The sequence below is a fragment of the Bradyrhizobium sp. BR14999 genome, from assembly GCF_056106085.1.
The window spans coordinates 1,411,227-1,429,347 of sequence record NZ_CM148536.1 but is presented as its reverse complement, the minus strand read 5'-3'; the positions used below and the strand labels follow the sequence as shown (position 1 = coordinate 1,429,347).

Annotated in this window: 14 protein-coding genes; 10 read left to right on the top strand and 4 right to left on the bottom strand. The window is 65.9% G+C overall.

Translation table 11 applies throughout. The annotated features are described in order from the left end of the window. Window positions 1-198 precede the first annotated feature (198 nt). Window positions 199-2,253, top strand: coding sequence for an AsmA family protein (locus ACR9YP_RS06710; protein WP_474219246.1), 2,055 nt, complete (start codon window positions 199-201; stop codon window positions 2,251-2,253). A 206-nt stretch (window positions 2,254-2,459) separates the two neighbouring features. Then, window positions 2,460-4,907, top strand: a complete 2,448-nt coding sequence (locus ACR9YP_RS06705; RefSeq protein ID WP_474219245.1) for an adenylate/guanylate cyclase domain-containing protein — start codon at window positions 2,460-2,462, stop codon at window positions 4,905-4,907. A 213-nt stretch (window positions 4,908-5,120) separates the two neighbouring features. Here ACR9YP_RS06705 and ACR9YP_RS06700 read toward each other — a convergent pair whose 3' ends face one another. Together ACR9YP_RS06700 and ACR9YP_RS06695 are read right to left on the bottom strand one after the other, a co-directional pair. Further along, entirely contained in the window at window positions 5,121-5,525 is a 405-nt protein-coding gene (locus tag ACR9YP_RS06700; RefSeq protein WP_438103540.1) for a PIN domain-containing protein, read from the bottom strand. Further along, the gene (locus tag ACR9YP_RS06695; protein WP_091897901.1) at window positions 5,522-5,752 is read right to left on the bottom strand and encodes an AbrB/MazE/SpoVT family DNA-binding domain-containing protein; all 231 of its coding nucleotides are present in this window, start codon (window positions 5,750-5,752) and stop codon (window positions 5,522-5,524) included. The genes ACR9YP_RS06700 and ACR9YP_RS06695 overlap by 4 nt, the downstream gene beginning before the upstream one ends. Before the next feature lie 237 nt (window positions 5,753-5,989). On the opposite strand from ACR9YP_RS06695, the gene ACR9YP_RS06690 reads away from it, so the two are divergent. Continuing rightward, window positions 5,990-6,817 (top strand): hypothetical protein, encoded by an 828-nt coding sequence (locus ACR9YP_RS06690; RefSeq protein ID WP_438103541.1) that lies wholly within the window; start codon window positions 5,990-5,992, stop codon window positions 6,815-6,817. Here the strand turns inward: ACR9YP_RS06690 and ACR9YP_RS06685 are convergent, their stop codons facing one another. Continuing rightward, window positions 6,818-8,086 carry a Spy/CpxP family protein refolding chaperone gene (locus ACR9YP_RS06685; protein WP_474221000.1) on the bottom strand — a complete coding sequence of 423 codons (1,269 nt, stop codon included), beginning with the start codon at window positions 8,084-8,086 and terminating at the stop codon, window positions 6,818-6,820. Window positions 8,087-8,256: 170 nt separating this feature from the next. Then, on the bottom strand, window positions 8,257-9,312 hold the full coding sequence (locus tag ACR9YP_RS06680) for a LysM peptidoglycan-binding domain-containing protein (RefSeq protein ID WP_438103542.1): 1,056 nt from the start codon (window positions 9,310-9,312) through the stop codon (window positions 8,257-8,259). Window positions 9,313-9,489: 177 nt separating this feature from the next. Between ACR9YP_RS06680 and ACR9YP_RS06675 the strand changes: the two genes are divergently transcribed. The 7 genes from ACR9YP_RS06675 to ACR9YP_RS06645 all read left to right on the top strand — a co-directional run bounded on the left by ACR9YP_RS06675 (window position 9,490) and on the right by ACR9YP_RS06645 (window position 18,051). After that, complete coding sequence (locus tag ACR9YP_RS06675; RefSeq protein WP_438103543.1) at window positions 9,490-10,182, top strand: hypothetical protein; 693 nt, start codon at window positions 9,490-9,492, stop codon at window positions 10,180-10,182. A 108-nt stretch (window positions 10,183-10,290) separates the two neighbouring features. Further along, window positions 10,291-12,954, top strand: coding sequence for a bifunctional diguanylate cyclase/phosphodiesterase (locus ACR9YP_RS06670; protein ID WP_438103544.1), 2,664 nt, complete (start codon window positions 10,291-10,293; stop codon window positions 12,952-12,954). Between the two features lie 331 nt (window positions 12,955-13,285). Then, a complete protein-coding gene (locus tag ACR9YP_RS06665; RefSeq protein WP_438103545.1) occupies window positions 13,286-14,245 on the top strand; it encodes a helix-turn-helix transcriptional regulator in 960 nt (319 codons plus the stop codon). 98 nt (window positions 14,246-14,343) lie between these two features. Further along, window positions 14,344-14,649: a hypothetical protein gene (locus ACR9YP_RS06660; protein ID WP_244551392.1), complete on the top strand. Its 306-nt coding sequence runs from the start codon at window positions 14,344-14,346 to the stop codon at window positions 14,647-14,649. Between the two features lie 118 nt (window positions 14,650-14,767). Continuing rightward, complete coding sequence (locus ACR9YP_RS06655; protein ID WP_438103546.1) at window positions 14,768-15,973, top strand: NAD(P)/FAD-dependent oxidoreductase; 1,206 nt, start codon at window positions 14,768-14,770, stop codon at window positions 15,971-15,973. Between the two features lie 200 nt (window positions 15,974-16,173). Beyond that, entirely contained in the window at window positions 16,174-16,920 is a 747-nt protein-coding gene (locus ACR9YP_RS06650; protein ID WP_438103547.1) for an SDR family NAD(P)-dependent oxidoreductase, read from the top strand. Window positions 16,921-17,097: 177 nt separating this feature from the next. Continuing rightward, complete coding sequence (locus ACR9YP_RS06645) at window positions 17,098-18,051, top strand: MBL fold metallo-hydrolase (RefSeq protein ID WP_091897885.1); 954 nt, start codon at window positions 17,098-17,100, stop codon at window positions 18,049-18,051. Window positions 18,052-18,121 lie beyond the last annotated feature (70 nt).

Sequence of the window (18,121 nt, the reverse complement as noted above, 5' to 3'; positions counted from 1 at the left end):
AACCATCAACATCAGGATCGCGTAAAACCGCGCCGGAGAAGTGTGTCATAAGTCACATAACTTTGCAGCACCCCCCGACTATTTTTGCGCGCTTGGAGCCGCTTCCCGTCCCGGGATAAACTGAGGCACAAAAGACGGGCGCAAAGGACAGTTAATCTGCCGGGTTCGCTGCCGATCGTCCGTCGTTGGGAAGTCGACATGAGAGCACTGAAATTCGTCGGCGCGGCTTTGGCTGTCGTCATCATCGCGATCGCGGTCCTGCTGGTGGTCGGAATCCCCTCCGGCTTCCTGACCTCGACGATTGCCGCGCGGGTCGAGAGGGCGACCGGTTATCGCCTGTCGATCGACGGCACCACCAAGATCAGCCTGTGGCCGACGCTGAACGTCACCCTGAACGACATCACGCTGCAAGACCCGAAGGACCGCAGCGGCATCACGCGCCTGACGGTCGACAGCGTGCAGGCCGACATGTCGCTCTCCAGCGTCTGGTCGGGCCGCCCTGAGATCAGCGAGTTCGTCGTCACCCATCCCGTGCTCTACCAGCCGTTGCTGCGTGAGCGCCTGCCGAATGCCGGCACCGCGTCGAAGCCGCTCGCGCTCGACACGAGCGGTGCGACCATCGACCGCGTCAAGGTCATCGACGGCGAGGTTGCATTCGCGCGTATACGCGATCGCGTCGAGGGCCGCATCAGTGCCATCAATGCCGATGCCGTCGTTGGCGGCGACCGCCGGGTCGACATCACCGGCACCGCGCGCGTCGGCGAGCACCCGACCAAGTTCGACATCAAGGCGTCCACGCCGACGGCGCCGGGCGACCGGCCGACGATTCCGGTCGACTTCGCCATCGACATGCCCGACGTGCTGAAATCCCAGCTCGCAGGTCACGCCGACATGCGGCTGAGCGGCGATGTCGTGATGATCAACGGCGTCAATGGCAGACTCGGCGACGGCGCCTTCAACGGCTGGGCTTCGGTCGACATCGCGAGCAAGCCGCTGGTCAAGGTCGATCTCGACTTCCAGCGGCTCGCGATTCCGCTGGCGAAATCGCCGGAAGGCACGGCCGGACAACCCTGGAGCAATGCGCCGATCGACGTCTCCGGGCTCAATTATGTCGACGCGCAAGTCAGGATCTCGGCGAACGAAGCCGTGATCGGCGATGCCAGCCTTTCGCCGCTCGCGCTCGATGCAAAACTCGCCGGCGGCGTGCTGAAGGCCAGCACCGCCAACCTCGGCGCCTATGGCGGCCAGGTCTCGGGCGAGGTGATCCTGGATGCGACCACCGGCGCGCCGAGCTTCGCCATGCATTCCGATCTCGTCGGCGTGCGCGCGCTGCCGCTGCTCCAGGGCCTTGCCGAATTCGACCGGATCGACGGCAAGCTGCAGGCCAAGCTCGCTTTGCGCAGCGCCGGCGCCAGCCAGCGCGCGCTGATGGCGAACATGCAGGGCACGGCCTTCGTCAATTTCCAGGACGGCGCGATCCGCGGCATCAACGTTGCGCAGATGATCCGCTCGCTGACCACGAGCACGCTGTCCGGCTGGCAAGAAAGCCAGGACCCCGGCCAGGAGCAGAGCACGGACTTGTCGCAGCTCTCGGCCTCCTTCCGCATCGACAAGGGCCAGGCGGTGACGACCGATCTCAATCTGATCGGACCGCTGGTGCGCGTGACCGGCGCCGGCACCATCGCCCTCGACACCAAGATGATGGGCTTTCGCGTCGAGCCCAAGCTCGTGATGACGACCGAGGGCCAGGGCCGCACGTCCGATCCGGTCGGCTTCGGCATTCCCGTGATGATCCAGGGCACCTGGTCGCAGCCGCGGATCTATCCTGACATGGCCGGCGTGCTGGATAATCCGGATGCCGCCTATGCCAAGCTGCGCGAGATGGGCAAGGGCCTGTTCGGCCCCGATGGCGCCGGGCTCGGCAATATCCTGGGCGGCCTCGGGCTCGGCGGCACCACCGCACCGGGCGGCGGCAATGCGACCGGCAATGCCAATCCGCAAGGTCAGCAGCCGGGACAGAACAATCTGCTCGGCGGCCCCTTGGGCGAAGCCATCGGCAATCTGATCCAGCAGGGGCTTTCCAGCGGTGCCGGGACCGGCACTGGCACCGGCCGCAGCCGCAGCCTGCCGGCGACGCCATCCACGCCGGCCCCACAGGCCTCGCCTTCCGCTCCCGCCCTGGAGGATCCGCCCGTCGCGCAGCAGGATAGTCAGCCAATGAACGACGTGCTGCGGCAACTCTTTAATCGATGAGGGGCGGACCAACGCGCAGGCTGCGGCAATTCATCCGCTTTTCCACCTGCCCCTTTGCCACCGCTTCTGACGTCCATAGCGGGTAACCACAACGGCGGCTCGGCCGGCCCCTTGGCAATCCCCTGACCCAAATTGTGGTAGAACGGCGCGAAAGGGCCGGTACGGCCGGTAGCGCGCGGCGGCAATGGCGGCGCGAGAGGATCGGGATGGCAGGAGCGAACGACAAGACACGGTTTCTGCGCGAGGGCCTGTTCGCCAAATATGTCGTCTCCCTCGTCGGCCTCGTCGTGTTCGTGCTCGCCGTCAACGGCGCGATGGAGACCTGGATCTCCTACCGCGCCACCCGGACGTCGCTGACCGACGGGCTGGAGGACAAGGCGCAAGGCGCCGCGCGGCGGATCGAGCAATCGATCTCGGAGCTCGAACGCCAGATCAGCTGGGTGACGCGGGCGAGCCAGGACACGCTCGAAAAGCGCCGTGCCGATTACGCCTCGCTCCTGCATCAGGTCGCGGTCGTCAACCAGCTGTTCCAGCTCAACGGCGACGGCCGCGAGGTGCTGCGCGTCTCGCGCCAGTCGACCACGACCGGCAGCAATGCCGACCTCTCCCGCGACATGCGCTTCACCGACACCGTCGCCCGCGGCGTCAGCTACGCGCCGGCCTGGTTCGCCGACCGGACCCCGTTGATGTCGATCTCGGTGGCGCATTCCGGCTTCAACGCCGGCGTCACGGTCGCCGAGATCGATCTCAGCTTCCTCTCCGACTTCCTGTCCGACGCCCAGGTCGGCAAGGCCGCGTTCGCCTATGTGGTCGATCCGCGGGGCCGCGTGCTGGCGACGTCCTCGAAAGGGCCCGATGTCGGCAAGGACCTGTCGAAGCTGCCGCAGGTCGCGGCCGCGATTGCGCCCGGCCGCGAGCCCGACACGTCGGGCACCGATTTCAACGGCCATGCGGTGATGAGCGCCGCAAGCACGGTGCCGAAGCTCGGCTGGAGCGTGCTGTTCGAGCAGCCGACCACGCAGGCCCTGATGCCGATCCGCGACCAGCTGGTGCGCATCGCGCTGCTGATCGGCATGGGGCTGCTGGTCGCGATCCTCGCCGGCACGCTGCTCGCCCGCCGCATGATCATCCCGATCACGGCGCTGCGCGACGGCGCGCACAAGCTCGGCGAGGGCGATTTCAGCCACCGCATCGACGTCCACACCTCCGACGAGCTGGAAGACCTCGCCGGCCAGTTCAATCGCATGGCCGATCAGATCCAGGAGACCTATTCGAACCTGGAGACCAAGGTCGAGGAGCGCACCCGCGATCTCGCGCAGTCGATCCACGAGCTCAAGGTGCTGGAAGAGGTCGGCCGCGCGGTCGCCTCCTCGCTCGATCTCAATGCCGTGCTGCCGACGATCGCGGCCCGCGCCATCGAGATCACCCATGCCGATGCCGTGCTGATCTACGGCTATGACGCGGACAAGCGCCGCTTCAACCTGGTCGAGGCGGGCGGCATCGACAAATCGGCCGAGGGCGCGCATGTCACCATCGACGAAGGCGAGAACATCCTGAGCGATTCGGCCGGGAGCGGCGCGCCGATCGCGCTGGCCGATCTCGACGATGCCACCGAGCAGCCGCTGCGCGACGCCGCGATCAATGCCGGCTTCCACGCGGTGCTGGTGGTGCCGCTGGTCGACCAGCAGGGCACGCTCGGCTCGCTGGTGGTGCTGCGCCGTGCCAGCGGCGCATTCGCCCCCAGCATCATCGGCCTGATGCGCACCTTCGCCAACCAGGCGGTGCTGGCGATGCGCAATGCGCGGCTGTTCACCGAGGTCGACCACAAGAGCCACGCGCTGGAGACGGCGAACGAGACCGTGCGCGCCCAGGCCGACAAGCTGCGCGAGCAGACCGAGCAGCTCAAGGACTGGAACAAGTCGCTGGAGGCGCGCGTCAAGACCCAGCTCGGCGAGATCGAGCGCATCCGCAAGCTCGAGCGTTTCCTGGCGCCGCAGGTCGCACAGCTGATCGCCTCCTCCGACAGCCCCGAGGGGCTGCTCACCAGCCAACGCCGCGAGGTGACCGTGGTGTTCTGCGATTTGCGCGGCTTCACCGCGTTCACGGAAGCGACCGAGCCGGAAGAGGCGATGAACGTGCTGCGCGAATATCACGCAGCGCTCGGCAAGCTGATCTTCAAATATGAGGGCACGCTCGACAAATATGCCGGCGACGGCGTGATGATCCTGTTCAACGCGCCGATCCAATTCGAGGACCACATCCAGCGCGCGGTGAAGATGGCGGTGGAGATGCGCGACACCATCGGCCCGCTGACCGAGCGCTGGCGCAACCGCGGACATAGCCTCGGGTTCGGCATCGGCATTGCGCTCGGCTATGCGACGCTGGGCCAGGTCGGCTTCGAGCAGCGGCTGGAATATGCCGCGATCGGCAGCGTCACCAACCTCGCCTCCCGCCTCTGCGGCGAGGCCAAGCCCAACCAGATCGTGGTGAGCCGCCGCGTCTACGGCATGGTCGAGCCCTGGGTCGAAGCCCGCGCCCTCGACGATCTCCAGCTCAAGGGCTTCAATCACCCCGTGCTCGCGATGGAGATCCTGTCCTGGCGCGACGAGGTCGAGAACGTGGTGGATGCCGCGGCGGCGCGGCGGCGAGGCTGAGCGGCCAAACAAAAAGTGCGAAAACAACCCCATGCACAGTAGCCGGGGGCTTTGGGATCAATGACTTACGCGAATCTCGCGCGGGTGCTGGCGTGATTTGACATGATCGGGCGCTCAGGCTGATTTCGCGACGTTACGAAAGCGCTCCAGAGACGCCCTGATCGCGCAGGACATGCGTAAAATTCCAGATCTTGGCGACGTGAGTCTGGGCGTTCACGGTGCGCTCCCGAGAAACGGATTGACGATGGTGAGCCCGCCGATGCTGCGGCCGTGTTGCAGGTCTTCGCTGTAGAGCGTGTCGCAGCCGGCCTCGACCGCCGCAGCGACGATCAGCGCGTCATAAAAGGCAAGGGTGTGACCGCTGGCAAGCGCAAGCGCCGCGGCGTGCGTGTGTGATGTCAGCGGCAAGATGTCGGGAAAGCGAAAGCGGAGGGACTGCACAGCTGCCTCGATCATTGGCCAATCCTGCTTCTGCTTCTTACGCAACACGTTGGTGAACTCGTTCAGCACCTGCGCGCTGATGGCACCACCGCCAGCAATCGTGTTCAGCGCCCGCTGGCGCTTTGTGTCGGTCGAATAGGCGTAGATCAGAATATTGCTGTCGAAGAAGGCACTCACCGCTCGTTCGCCTCATCGCGATCGAACTTGTAGCCTTCGGGCAGGGGAAACTGGAACTGCTCCACCTGCCTGAGAAATTCCGCTCGCTTGTCGATCTTCTCTACTGCGAGCCGGCCCTTCGAGGCCTCCACCACGTTGAGCTCGTCGCCGGGCGAAAGATTCAGGGCCTCGACAAGCGCCTTGGGCAGGCGAACCGCCAAGCTATTTCCCCATTTGGAAACCAGCACGGAACCCTCCATGATATACATCATCTAATGTATATCATAAAACGGATATCATTTCTCCTCAAGAGGCCTGCAGCCGATGCCTTCTTGGGAGGCGCACCGGCGAAGCCGAGGATCTCGCGCAATTCACCCTCCCACGAACCATATCCCGCCTCCCTGCGACCAATCCTCGCTTCGCGAAAATCCGGATGGAGACGATCTGTGGCGTTTGCCTTGCCTTCGCGTGCTTATGATTTGCAGATGCTGGACCGTCCCGCTGACCGCGCGCGCGATCATGGTTGGGTCTATGGGCTGCCGCCGGGCATCACATCCGAACAATGGCCGCTCGATCCGGTCAGCGGCTATCCGCTGATGCACGGTTTCACGCTTCTGCTGCCGGAGGATTATCGCGTGCATGGCGAAGACATCGCCGCGGTGTCGTTCTTTGCCACCGCGCCCGATCACAATGACGGCGGCGCGCCCGACGACCCAGAAATCCGCGAGGCCGTGCTGACGCTACCAGCGCATCCGCGGCTGTCGCGGATGACCGACATCCTCGACTATGAATATGCCGCGCTGCTGCTCACCAAGGCCGAATATGACGGCGCGTTCGCGACGCCGCCGGCGCCGCTGGCGCTTGCGACGGCCGAGCGGCCGCGCTGGCTCGACGTTGGTGGCGCCAGCGCCTTCTTCGAGGCCGCGCCGCCATACGGGCAGAAGATGTTCGCCAGCGCTCCGCGCGCTGCTCTCATTGAAAATCGCGCGATTGCCTTGACGCCGCGTGCGAGCGATCCGAACGCCGGCAAGGGCCCGCAGGACGAGCACACACGCGAGAAGGCGCCGACCGGCTATCAGCCTTACTACTATTACGTCGGCGGCGTGCCGGGCCGCGACAATTTCCGCCTGCACGACTGGAGCAAGGACCACGCCCACAATCACCTCGGCGGCACCATGCGGCCGTGCCAGGCGGTGCCGGAGATGAGCCCGTTCTACATCGAGTTCGAAGAATATTTCGGCGGCTATAATTTTGGCGGCGGCAATGCGCAGCTCGACTTCAGGGACATGAAGTTCGACTGGGCGTGCGGGTGATCACGCCCCCCGTTTCGGTCCGATCGCCTCGAAGCCGGCCTTCTGCTCGTCGCTCAGATCGGCCTCGAAGTCGTCGAGCGCATCGCTGATGCCGCCGACCGCTTGCAGCATCGTCTCAAGTCGCGCCTTCACGGCGGCGAGGCGGGCCTGCGGTGTCGCGGCGGCTTCCGCCGGGCAGGCGCTCAGCGTCTCCATGGTGCGCAGCGTGGTGTCCTGGAGCACCTCAAAGCGGGCGCGGGCGGTCTCGTCGAGCTTGAGCGTGGAAGCAATCTCGGCAGCGGGCCATTGCTGCTGCACCAGCTGCTCATATTGGCGCTGCGCCTTTTCGTCATAGCGGGGATCGTAGCCCGGCTTGCACGCGGCGGCCGCCTGCGCGTCCTTCGGCTGAGCCGCGGCAAGCGCGGCGCGACGCTCATTGCCGAGCGCATTGAGTCTGGCTTTCTGGTCGTCATTGAGAAGCCCGACGAATTTCGCAAGCGGCGGCGCGACCGCGTCAATTGCCTTGATCATGGCCTCAAGCCGCTCGCGCATCAGGCCGAGGCGCTCGGCGGCGGTGTCCGGGGCCTGCGCCGGGCAGGCGGCCCGGATGGTGTCGCGCGCAGCATTCCAGGTGGATGCGAGCTCGTCGAGCGCGGTGCGCTGCGATTCGTTCGGCGCTACGGCGGCAGTGATGCGTTCGACGGGCAGACCGCCGGTGTCGCTGGCTTCGCAAAGAGTCTCCGCGGACGGGGTGCGCCGCGCGCGCCGGCCTTGCGGTGCAGTGTAGGCGGCAAGCTCCGTGGCGGCATAAGGCGTGAAGATCGCGGCATAGATGTCGCCATAGCCATAGAGCGAGAGGCTGGTGGTGTCGCCAAAGAAGATCGCGGTGGTGAGATCGTCATGCGCGAACGGCCAGAACACCGGGCCGACCCAGCCATAGCTGCCATCGGGGTGGCGCCACCAGCCCTGCGGGCGGCGACCGCCCTGCCAGCCCGACAGCGCGGCCTGCGCGGTGAGCGCCGCACGCAGGACGTAAGGGTTGGCCGGCTGGCCGCGCTCGCCGCCGCGGGGATCCTGCGACCTCAGCGCGGCCGAGCGGTAGCGGCCACCGCGCACCGCCATGCGGGCATGGCGCAAGCGCGACAGGCCGATCATGTGGCCGACGGCAAAACGTGCAACGCCGAGCGGACCGCCGCGCAATCCGAACTGGGCCTCGGCCTTGCCAGGCAGCAGCACGGCCCCAAACATGAGAGCAGCGCCCGCCACCGCCAGTCCCATGCGTCCGGACATGAAAACTGACCTGACCACCTCGGCCTCCTCCCAACGCCAAGCGCGCACTGCGTCGCATCACAATGACGCGCGGGGGAACCGATTGTTCCGGAACCACAGAGGGCAAAGCGTCGCGGGCAACTGCTTATCTCTCCCGCTTTTGGCGAGAGGGAGAGGAAAGACCGTGCCCGTCACTGCGCCTTTGGCGGCATCACGAAGGTCTGGCCGGGATAGATCAAATTGGGATTGTGGATCTTGTTGCGGTTGGCGTTGAAGATCACGGCGTAGCGGGCGCCGTCACCATAGGCGAGCTTGCTGAGCGCCCACAGGCTGTCGCCGCGGGAGATCACACGGCTGCCACCCGCTTCCGCAGGTGTGCCACTGAGTGCGTCCGCCGGGGAAGCCGATGCGACCGCGGTCGACGCTGCCCGGGCCATCACCTTCGGCTTCGGTGCGCCCGTCAATCTGGGCCGAGCCGTGGGCCTGTCGGGCGCTGAGGCCAGGTGTGGCGATGCCGAGGGCAAGGAGGCCACGACTTCAGGCTTGTCGTCAGGCTTCTCGGCCTGTTTCGCCTCTTGTTTCGCTTCTTGCCGCACGGCGGGTGCCGGCGGCGGCGCGGCCTCGGCAATGGTCACCGGCATGCTGCGGCTGGATTGCGTGACGGTCCCGTCGGTCGATTTCGCCCGCAAGGTCAGCTCATAGGAACCGGCGGGAAGCTGCAGCGGGGTCATCACGAACTGGCCCGACGCATCGGCCGTGACGGTGTCGAGCGGCTTGCCGTCGCGCAGCAGCTCCACCTTCGCACCCGGCGTGGCCTGGCCGGCGATCACCGCCGCCTCGCCATGATCGTCGATGCGCGCGACGTCAAAACGCGGACCCGCATCCGCCGCTGCCGGCGGCGGCTTGACCGGCGCGAGGTCGGCCAGCGCCGTGACCTGCTTCTGCGTCTCGGCCAGCGCGCCCGCCTTCGGCTCGGGCGCCGGCGACGGCGATGCGGCTGGGGCCGGCGGCGCGTTGGCGGCAAGCTTTTGCTCTTCCGGCTTGGGTTCCGGCTTCAGCGCGGGCTTGGCTTCGGCCTTGGGTTCGACTTTGGCTTCGGCCTTGGCCTCCGGCTTGGCGCCGACGGCGACTTCGGTCTTCGCCTCGCCCGGCAGCAGGCGGCGCAGTTCGGTGGGGCCGATCACCAGCACGGTGCCGCCCACCGCGAGCAGACAGAAGGCAATGAAGGCCTTGGATGCGGTGATCATCGGAAATGAACCTTGGGACGCAAATCAGCCGAGGGCCGCAAATTGCGCCGTTTTCGCTGCGGCAGCAAGACGATCGTTGGGATGATGCGCAGCCGCGCCCGAGATGAACCGGCAGGGCCCCGTCGGCGTCAAATCAACGAGACCGCATTGCGCCCAATTTTTTTAAGGATTTTCCCCGTGAACGCATTTTGCCGCCCTGCACCATGGCTGGCGCTCGCCCTGACGCTGGCCGCCTCGCCTGCGCTTGCTGCCTCCGGCCCGCCGCCGGGCTTCGTCCTCACCGACGATGAACATCTCGGCTTCACCTCGCCCGACAAGGCCACCAAGCTCGAGCAGTACATGAAGGACGGCGAGGATTTCGACGTCAAATGGCAGGTGTGGGCGCGACACGGCGAAGGGATGACCGAACTGAAGCCCGAGCAGGGCTATCCGGCCGGCTTCCGTTTCACGAGCGATTCGCAATGGCTGGTGCGGATGCAGAAGACCGGCTCCGGCGAGCAGGACCTCTTTCTCTACCATGTCGAGAAGGGCGCCTTCGTCAGCGCGACGAAGCATTCGCTGAGCGATCTCGCCTGGGCCTATTTCCACAGCCGGCCGGACACGCGGAAGATGAAGCTCGACTACCACATCTCGGCCAATCTCGTGAAAGGCACGGAAGAGGCCTATCGCGGTCTCGGCGTGACATGGCCCGACAACCGTTACCTCGTGATCTCGCTGTCGGGCGAAATGGACAAGCATCCGAAGAACGTCGCCATGAAGGGCCTCGCCGACTGGCGCTGCCGCTATGATCTCAAGACCGGGACCTTCGACGTGCCGGCGATGTTCGCCAAGGCGAATGCGGAAGCCCTGAAGTGGGAGATCCGGCGGTGACGCCGGGGAACAACCCCCTGATTCCGTTCCGATTCATATTTTCGTAACCCTTGCTGGTAACGCGGTCTTGTCGGTTTTGCTGCATCTTGCGTCCCACGGGAGGACTGGATGGGCACATCGATCCGATGGACCGCGCGGATGCGCGTGTTGCTGCGCCGCTGGCGCGGGGCACCGCTGACATGGCTGATCGTCGGCGGCTTCGTGCTGATGGCCGCAACCGCCATCGGCACCGCGCTCACCGTCGACCGCTTCCGGCAGAACGCGATCGAGAGCGGCCGCGACAGCCTGGAGAGCTCCGTCCGGCTGCTGGCGCGGCATTTCGACCGCGAGTTCGAGGACTTTGCGGTGCTCCAGAAGAGCATCATCGCCGAGCTCGAAAGCCGCGGCATCGAATCCGCCGAGGTGTTCCGCAGCGAGATGGGCACACTCGCCATGCACGAGGTGCTGCGCGCAAAGGCCAGCGGCTGGTCCGACGTCGCGGGCGCCAATGTGTTCGATTCCAAGGGCGTGCTGATCAACTCGTCGCGGCGCTGGCCGGTCGCCGAGATCTCGGTGGCCGACCGCGGCTACTTCAATCGCCTCAAGAACGATCCGGCCGCGCAGGAAGAGATCGAGGTCGTACAGGGCCGGCTCGGCAACGGACCGGCGATCGTGTTCGCCCGGCGCGTCTCCGGCCCGCACGGCGAATTCCTTGGGCTCGTCTCGCGCGCGATCGCGCCGGAGCAGCTCGAATCCTTCTTCGCCTCGACTGGGCTGGGCGAAGAATCCTCGATCGCGATGCATCACCAGAACGGCCAGCTGCTCGCGCGCATCCCGCGTGTCGACGCGATGATCGGGCAGAACTACCGCAAGGGCACGCCCGAGCAGATGGCGGTGTTCGAGCGCACCTTCGTCACCACGAAGCTCGCAAGCCCGATCGACGGCAAGGACCGCATCGTCGCCTCGCGCCTCCTCACCGGCGAGCCGTTGGTGGTGGTTGCGACCAAGTCGATGGATGCGACGCTCGCCACCTGGCGCACGCAGACGAAGTTCTTCGTCACGGTGGCCGTGGTGTCGATCGGCCTGCTCGTGCTCACGCTCTATCTGATCTTCCGTCAGGTGACGCACCGGCTCTCGCTGGAGAAGCAGCGGCTCGACACCGCCATGAACACCATGACGCAGGGCCTCCTGATGTTCGATCAGGACGAGCGGCTGATCGTCTGCAACCGCCGCTATATCGAGATGTATGCCCTGTCGAGCGAGGTGGTGAAGCCCGGCGCCCATTTCCGCGAGGTGATCCAGCATCGCCACGACACCGGCTCGTTCGACGGCGACGTCTCGTCCTATTGCGACGACATCCTGAACAATGTCGGGCGCATCCAGAGCACCATCGTCGAGACCGCCGACGGCCGGCTGATCGAGATCAAGAACCAGCCGGGCGCGGCCGGCGGCTGGCTCGCGACCCATGACGACGTCACCGCGCGCATCCGCGCCGAGGAGCGTATCGCCCATATGGCGCATTACGACGCGCTGACCGACCTGCCCAACCGCGTGCTGATGCGCGGGCATCTGGAGCGCCGCGTCGCCGAGCTTGCCCAAGGCAAGCCGTTCGCGATCCTCTATATCGACGTCGACGAGTTCAAGGGCGTCAACGATTCGCTAGGACACGAGGTCGGCGACGAGCTGCTGCGCCAGGTCGCGAACCGCCTGCGCGCCTGCGTCAGCGGCAACGACATGGTGGCACGGCTCGGTGGCGACGAATTCGCCATCATCAAGGCCGGCACCCACGATGAGGCCCAGCTGACCACGCTTGCGGAAACGATCTTGAATGCCCTGCGCACACCCGTGAATTGCAAGGGCCAGGAGATTCCGACCGATGCCAGCATCGGCATCGCGATCGCGCCCGACCATGGCGATAATATCGACGACCTGCTCAAGCGCGCCGATCTTGCGATGTACGCCGCGAAGTCGGAAGGGCGTCGCACCTTCCGCGTCTTCTCACCCGAATACGACGCCAAGGCGAAGGCGCGCCGGCAGCTCGAGCTCGATCTGCGGCAGGCGCTCGCGCGCGGCGAGTTCGAGGTGCACTACCAGCCGCTGGTCGACCTCGCGGCCAATGTCGTCACCGGCTGCGAGGCGCTGCTGCGCTGGCGCCACCCCGAGCGCGGCATGGTTTCGCCCGCGGACTTCATCCCGGTTGCCGAAGAGACCGGCCTCATCGGCGAGATCGGCGAATGGGTGCTGAAGCAGGCCAGTACCGAAGCCGCGAGCTGGCCCGGCCAGATCCACGTTGCGGTGAACGTCTCGCCGGTGCAGTTCCGGTCGCGGACGCTGGCGCTCAAGGTCGCCGCCGCGCTCGCGGAGTCGGGGCTGGCGCCGGAACGGCTCGAGCTCGAGATCACCGAGACCGTGCTCATTCGCGACGACGAGGAGGCGCTGACCGTCCTCCAGCAGCTGCGCGAGCTCGGCGTACGCATCGCGCTCGACGATTTCGGCACCGGCTATTCGTCGCTGAGCTATCTGCACCGCTTCCCCTTCGACAAGATCAAGATCGACCGCAGCTTCATCAGCGACATCGGCGAACCCGAGGATTCCTCGCCGATCGTGCAGGCCGTGGTGCACATGGCTGCCGCCCGCCGCATGGCGACGACCGCCGAAGGCGTCGAGACCGAGGCCCAGCGCGAGGTGCTGCGCCAGCTCGGATGCAGCCAGATGCAGGGCTGGCTGTTCAGCCCGGCGGTACCTGCGGCGAAACTGAAGCAGCTCTTGTCGGCGCAGGCCGCGGCGGCTTGAGCCGCGCGCTCATGACTGCCGCTCGATCCGCGGTGTCCGTGACGATCGGCACCGAAGCGCTCGTGATGCGGCTGAACTGATGGCACGCGACCGAACGCGGAACGTTCGCTCGCGACATCCGTGCGACCGCCTCTCACGCCTTTTGTCATAAAACGTTTCCCTCCCCCTCCGCCCATCGTGCGTTCGCGAAACCCCGCGCCTGCTTGGAGCAGGATCGGACAAAGCCTGACCGCTTCAGGCAATACGCTGGGCCCTCGCAGCCATAGAACGCGCGCCGTCCGTACAAATACGGGCGACTGATTTGAAGCTCGACTGATCAGGAGGCGCGACAATGACCGGAAACACTGCTCCCATGCGCGATCCCTCGCAGCAGGGCTTGCCACCCGCGCCTGGCGCACAGGGGGAGGACAGCTCGCATTCCGACCGGCGCGTCGCCGGTGCGGAGATGGCGCGCGTGCTCAGGACCGAACCGTTTCGCATGGCGCTGGATGCCTCCGGCGCCGGCATCGCGCACTGGAAGCACGATCCGCTGCACGACGTCGTCGAACCCATGAGCCACCACGTGATCATGGCCTACAACGGCGTGATGCAGCGCATGGAGCGGCGCTCGGGACGATCGGTCGCGATCGGGACGTTTCGTCCGGGGGTCCTGATCATCATTCCGGAAGGATCGAGCTCCAGGTGGGACATTCCGAAACCCGTCGACGTGGTTCAGCTCTATCTTCCCGATGCGACGCTGAAGCGCATTGCCGACGAGGCCGGGACCACCGGACCGGCCGACCTGCTGGAGCGAACGGCGCATCCCGATCCCATCACGTCCCGACTGCTGCTGAGCGCAGCGGACGCGCTGGAGGGCCATGGCGCGCTGGATAATCTGTTCCGGCATCAGCTGACGGATCTTCTGGCCACGCGCGTCCTGGCGGCCCATTCGGGCTCGCCGACCACATTGCAGCCGACCATGGGCGGGCTGTCGCCGAAGGTCCTGCTCCGTGCGATCGAACGATTGCGGTCCGACAGCGATGCAGACGTCTCGCTCGATGCGCTGGCGTCCGATGCGGGTCTGTCGCGCTTTCACTTCTGCCGTGCCTTCAAGGAAAGCACCGGGCTGTCGCCGCATGCCTGGCTGCGCCAGCACCGCCTCGAGCAGGCCATGACGATGCTGCGCGACAGTGACGATGCGGTGGTCTCGATCGCAGCCGCGCTTGGCTATTCCTCGCAGACGGCATTCGCGGCTGCCTTCAGGAAGCTGACCGGGGAGAGCCCGAGCGACTGGCGCAGGCGCCAGCGTTAGCAGCAATCGCGCTGTAACCACGGCAATCGCTCTGGCGCAGCGGCAGATCCGATCCGCTAAACCATCACCATGCCCGGACCAATCGACGGAGACCGAAGATGACCTGGAAAAAGATGACCTGGAAAAACTTCATCAGCCGGCGGGTGATCGCCTCGCGCCGCCGAGGTCTTGCGACCGCAACCTTGTACGGACTCTCGCTGGCCGTTCGCTTCACGTCCGCGACGGGCGAGGAGGTGGAGATTCCCGCTCAGGCCCTGCACCCAGCCTACCCGCTGATGTCGATCATGACCCGGGATGGCTCCGGCCTTCCCTACCAGGACTGGGGCCCGAGCGCGGCTCAGTCGGTTATTTTTCGCCAAGCCTGGCCTCCGAATTCGACGCTGTCGCGCTGCGTAGCGCCTTAAGACCAGCGTTTCACATCATCTCTTCTCATCTCTTCGTGCCATCGCCAGACGCTGCCCTGAGCGGAGCAGCGACGGCCCGCGCGCGGACTTTCGAAACTGCTTACCAAGGAGCAAACTCATGCGATTAGTCATTATCGGCGCCGGCTTCGCCGGCATGTACGCCGCCCTTTCCGCAGCCCGCCTGCGCGAGATCCAGGGCGTCTCGCCGGAGGCGCTCGAGATCGCGCTTGTGGCCCCCGAGCCGACGCTCGTGGTTCGCCCGCGGCTCTACGAACCGAAGCCCGAGACCCTGACGGCGCCCCTGCGCGACGTGCTCGAGGCCATCGACGTCACCTATGTGCAGGGCATCGCCGAGACGGTCGACGCCAAATCCTGCATGGTAAAGATCGCCACCGCGAAGGGCACGAAGAAGACGCTGTCTTACGACCGTCTCGTCGTGACCACCGGCAGCCGGCTGTTCCGTCCGAACATTCCAGGTCTTGCCGAGCATGGCTTCAGCGTCGATTCGCTCGACGACGCCATCGCGCTCGACAAGCACCTGCATGGCCTCGCCAAGCGGCCGGCCACGAACGGGCGCGACACGGTCGTCGTCGCCGGCGGCGGCTTCACCGGCATCGAGGCCGCCACCGAAATGCCGGCACGGCTGCGCGACATCCTCGGTACCAATGCGAAGTCCCGCGTCATCATCGTCGAGCGCAACAATGCGATCGCGCCCGACATGGGCGCAGGCCCTCGCCCCGTCATCGAGGACGCCCTTCACAAGCTCGGTGTTCAAACCCGGCTCGGTGCCGGCGTCGCCTCGCTCGACGGGTCCGGCGTCACCCTGTCCAGCGGCGAACACATCGAGACCGAGACGGTGATCTGGGCGGCCGGCATTCGTGCCGCGCCTTTGGCCGCGCAGATCCCCGCCGAGCGCGACAGTTTCGGCCGCTTGCTGGTCGACCGCTGCTTGCAGGTGCCAGGCGTCCAGGGCGTGTTCGCGGCCGGCGATGCGGCGCGTGCCGCCTGCGACGACGAGGGCAATTACGCGCTGATGTCATGCCAGCACGCCACGCGGATGGGCGCCTTCGCCGGCAACAATGCGGCCGCGGAGCTACTGGGCCTGCCGACCAGGCCTTATCACCAGAAGGCCTATGTCACCTGCCTCGATCTCGGCGAAGCCGGCGCACTGTTCACGCGCGGCTGGGAGCGCAACGTGGAGATCGTCGGTGAGGTCGCCAAGAAGACGAAACGGGAGATCAACACCGTCTGGATCTACCCGCCGCGCGCCGAACGTGCCGTCGCGCTGGCCTCGGCCGATCCGGAGCGCGTGACTGACCTCTAGAGCATGATCCGGAAAAGTGTGGAGCGGTTTTCCGAAAAGATCATGCTCGAACAATAACCTAAAGCGCGATGACGATTCATCCCGATCTCATCGCGCTTTAGGCACTCACACGACATCGGCCACGCACCCACGCGCGAGCGCACGGCGGTCTCGGTCGATCGTGGCTGGACCTGCGCTGTCAGCGAAGAAGGAGATCGAACATGAAAAGTGAAAATGTCGTCATCGTGACGGGAGGCAGCTCGGGCATCGGGCGCGCGGCGGCACTGCGTTTCGCCAGACAAGGCGACAAGGTGCTCGTGACCGGCCGCCGTCCCGGCCCTATCGAAGAAACAGTTGCCGAGCACGCAAACATTGCCGGCCTGGTTGCCGATGTCGCCTCCGCCGAAGATGCCAGGCGCACAATTGCCAAGGCGGTCGATACCTGGGGCAAGGTCGATGCCCTGGTGAACAACGCAGGCGCAGGCGCAATTCTTCCGCTGGCCGACGCGACGGCCGATCGGATCATGGACATCTTCTCCGTGAATGTGATCGGCCCAAGTCTGCTCGCCGCTGCTGCTCTGCCTCACCTCAAGGCAACACAGGGCACCATCATCAATGTCTCGAGCACTTTCGGCCACAAGCCGGCGGGCGCCCTGTCCCATTACGCAGCCAGCAAGGCGGCATTGGAGCACTTGACTCGCTGCTGGGCGCTGGAGCTCGCACCGGTCGGTATACGCGTGAACGCGGTCGCTGCGGGGCCCACGGAATCTGGCGCTCTGACTGGCATGATGGGGCTGTCCCTGGAGCAGGCTGCGGCAATCAAAGAGCAGGAGCGCGCGCGCATACCGCTCGGGCGGCGCGGCGTTCCGGACGATGTCGCAGAATGGATCGTCCGGCTTGCCGGCCCCACTTCAGAATGGGTGACGGGCCAAGTGGTCGCGATCGATGGCGGCTTGGGACTGGCATAGCTGCGCGCATGCGTTGGCAGCAATCACTCTATAGCGACGGCAATCGCTCTGGGGCACTCGCACGTCGCGTTCGATAAATCATCACGGGACAGCACCAGCAATGAGCGCGCTGCCCACGGAAGACGCGCGGTCTTTTCCCGAACTGAACGTCAAGACAGAGCGCAGGAGCTTTCAACAATGAATCAGACGATCCGCAACACCCAGGAGAAGACGAACATGAACTTGCACGACACTGCACACCTCGGCAGGGGCCCCGAAGAGCTGGTCCCATCGCGCTACGCGCTGCGGATTGGCGAGATCGACGTGCTGGTGATCAGCGATGGGGTGCTGACGCTGCCAGGTGCGATGCTGGCCCACAACGCCGACCCGGCCGTCCGCGCGGCCTGGCTGAAGGACATGTTCCTGCCGCCGGATGCTTTCGATTGGGCGCTGAACGTGGTCGTGGTGCGCAGCGGCGGCCAGACCATCCTCGTCGACGCTGGACTAGGGTCCGACCCCGACTTGCACCTGCCGCGGGCCGGGCAGTTGAGCAAGCGACTGGAAGCCGCCGGCATCGATCTTGGGTCCGTGACCGACGTGGTGCTGACACACATGCACATGGACCACATTGGCGGCCTGCTCGTCGACGAAGTCAGGGACCGGTTGCGCCCGGACCTGCGCATCCACGTTGCAGCCGCCGAGGTCAAGTTCTGGGAGGCGCCCGATTTCTCCCACGTCGCGATGCCGCCGGGATTTCCGGATGCGCTGCGGGCGACCGCCAAGCGGTTCGCGAAAGAGTACCATAACCAGCTGCGCACCTTCGAGGACGAGCACGAGGTGGCGCCGGGAGTGGTGGTCACGCGCACCGGCGGCCACACCCCCGGGCACAGCGTGGTCCGCCTGGCATCCGGCGGCGAGCGGCTTACATTCGCCGGCGATGCCGTGTTCACCGTCGGATTCGATCACCCCGAGTGGCACAACGGCTTCGAGCACGATCCCGAAGAGGCGGCCCGCGTTCGTGTCCGTCTCCTGCGGGAGCTGGCGGCGAATGGAGAACTCCTCGTCGCCACTCACATGCCGTTCCCATCGGTCGGCCGGGTGGCGGTCGACGGCGATCACTTTCGCTGGGTGCCGGCGTTCTGGGACTACTGACCGCTAGAAGCATGATCCGAACCTGACGGGCCGCGTTAGCGCAAAGTCTGCCGCCGTTTAAGGATCATGC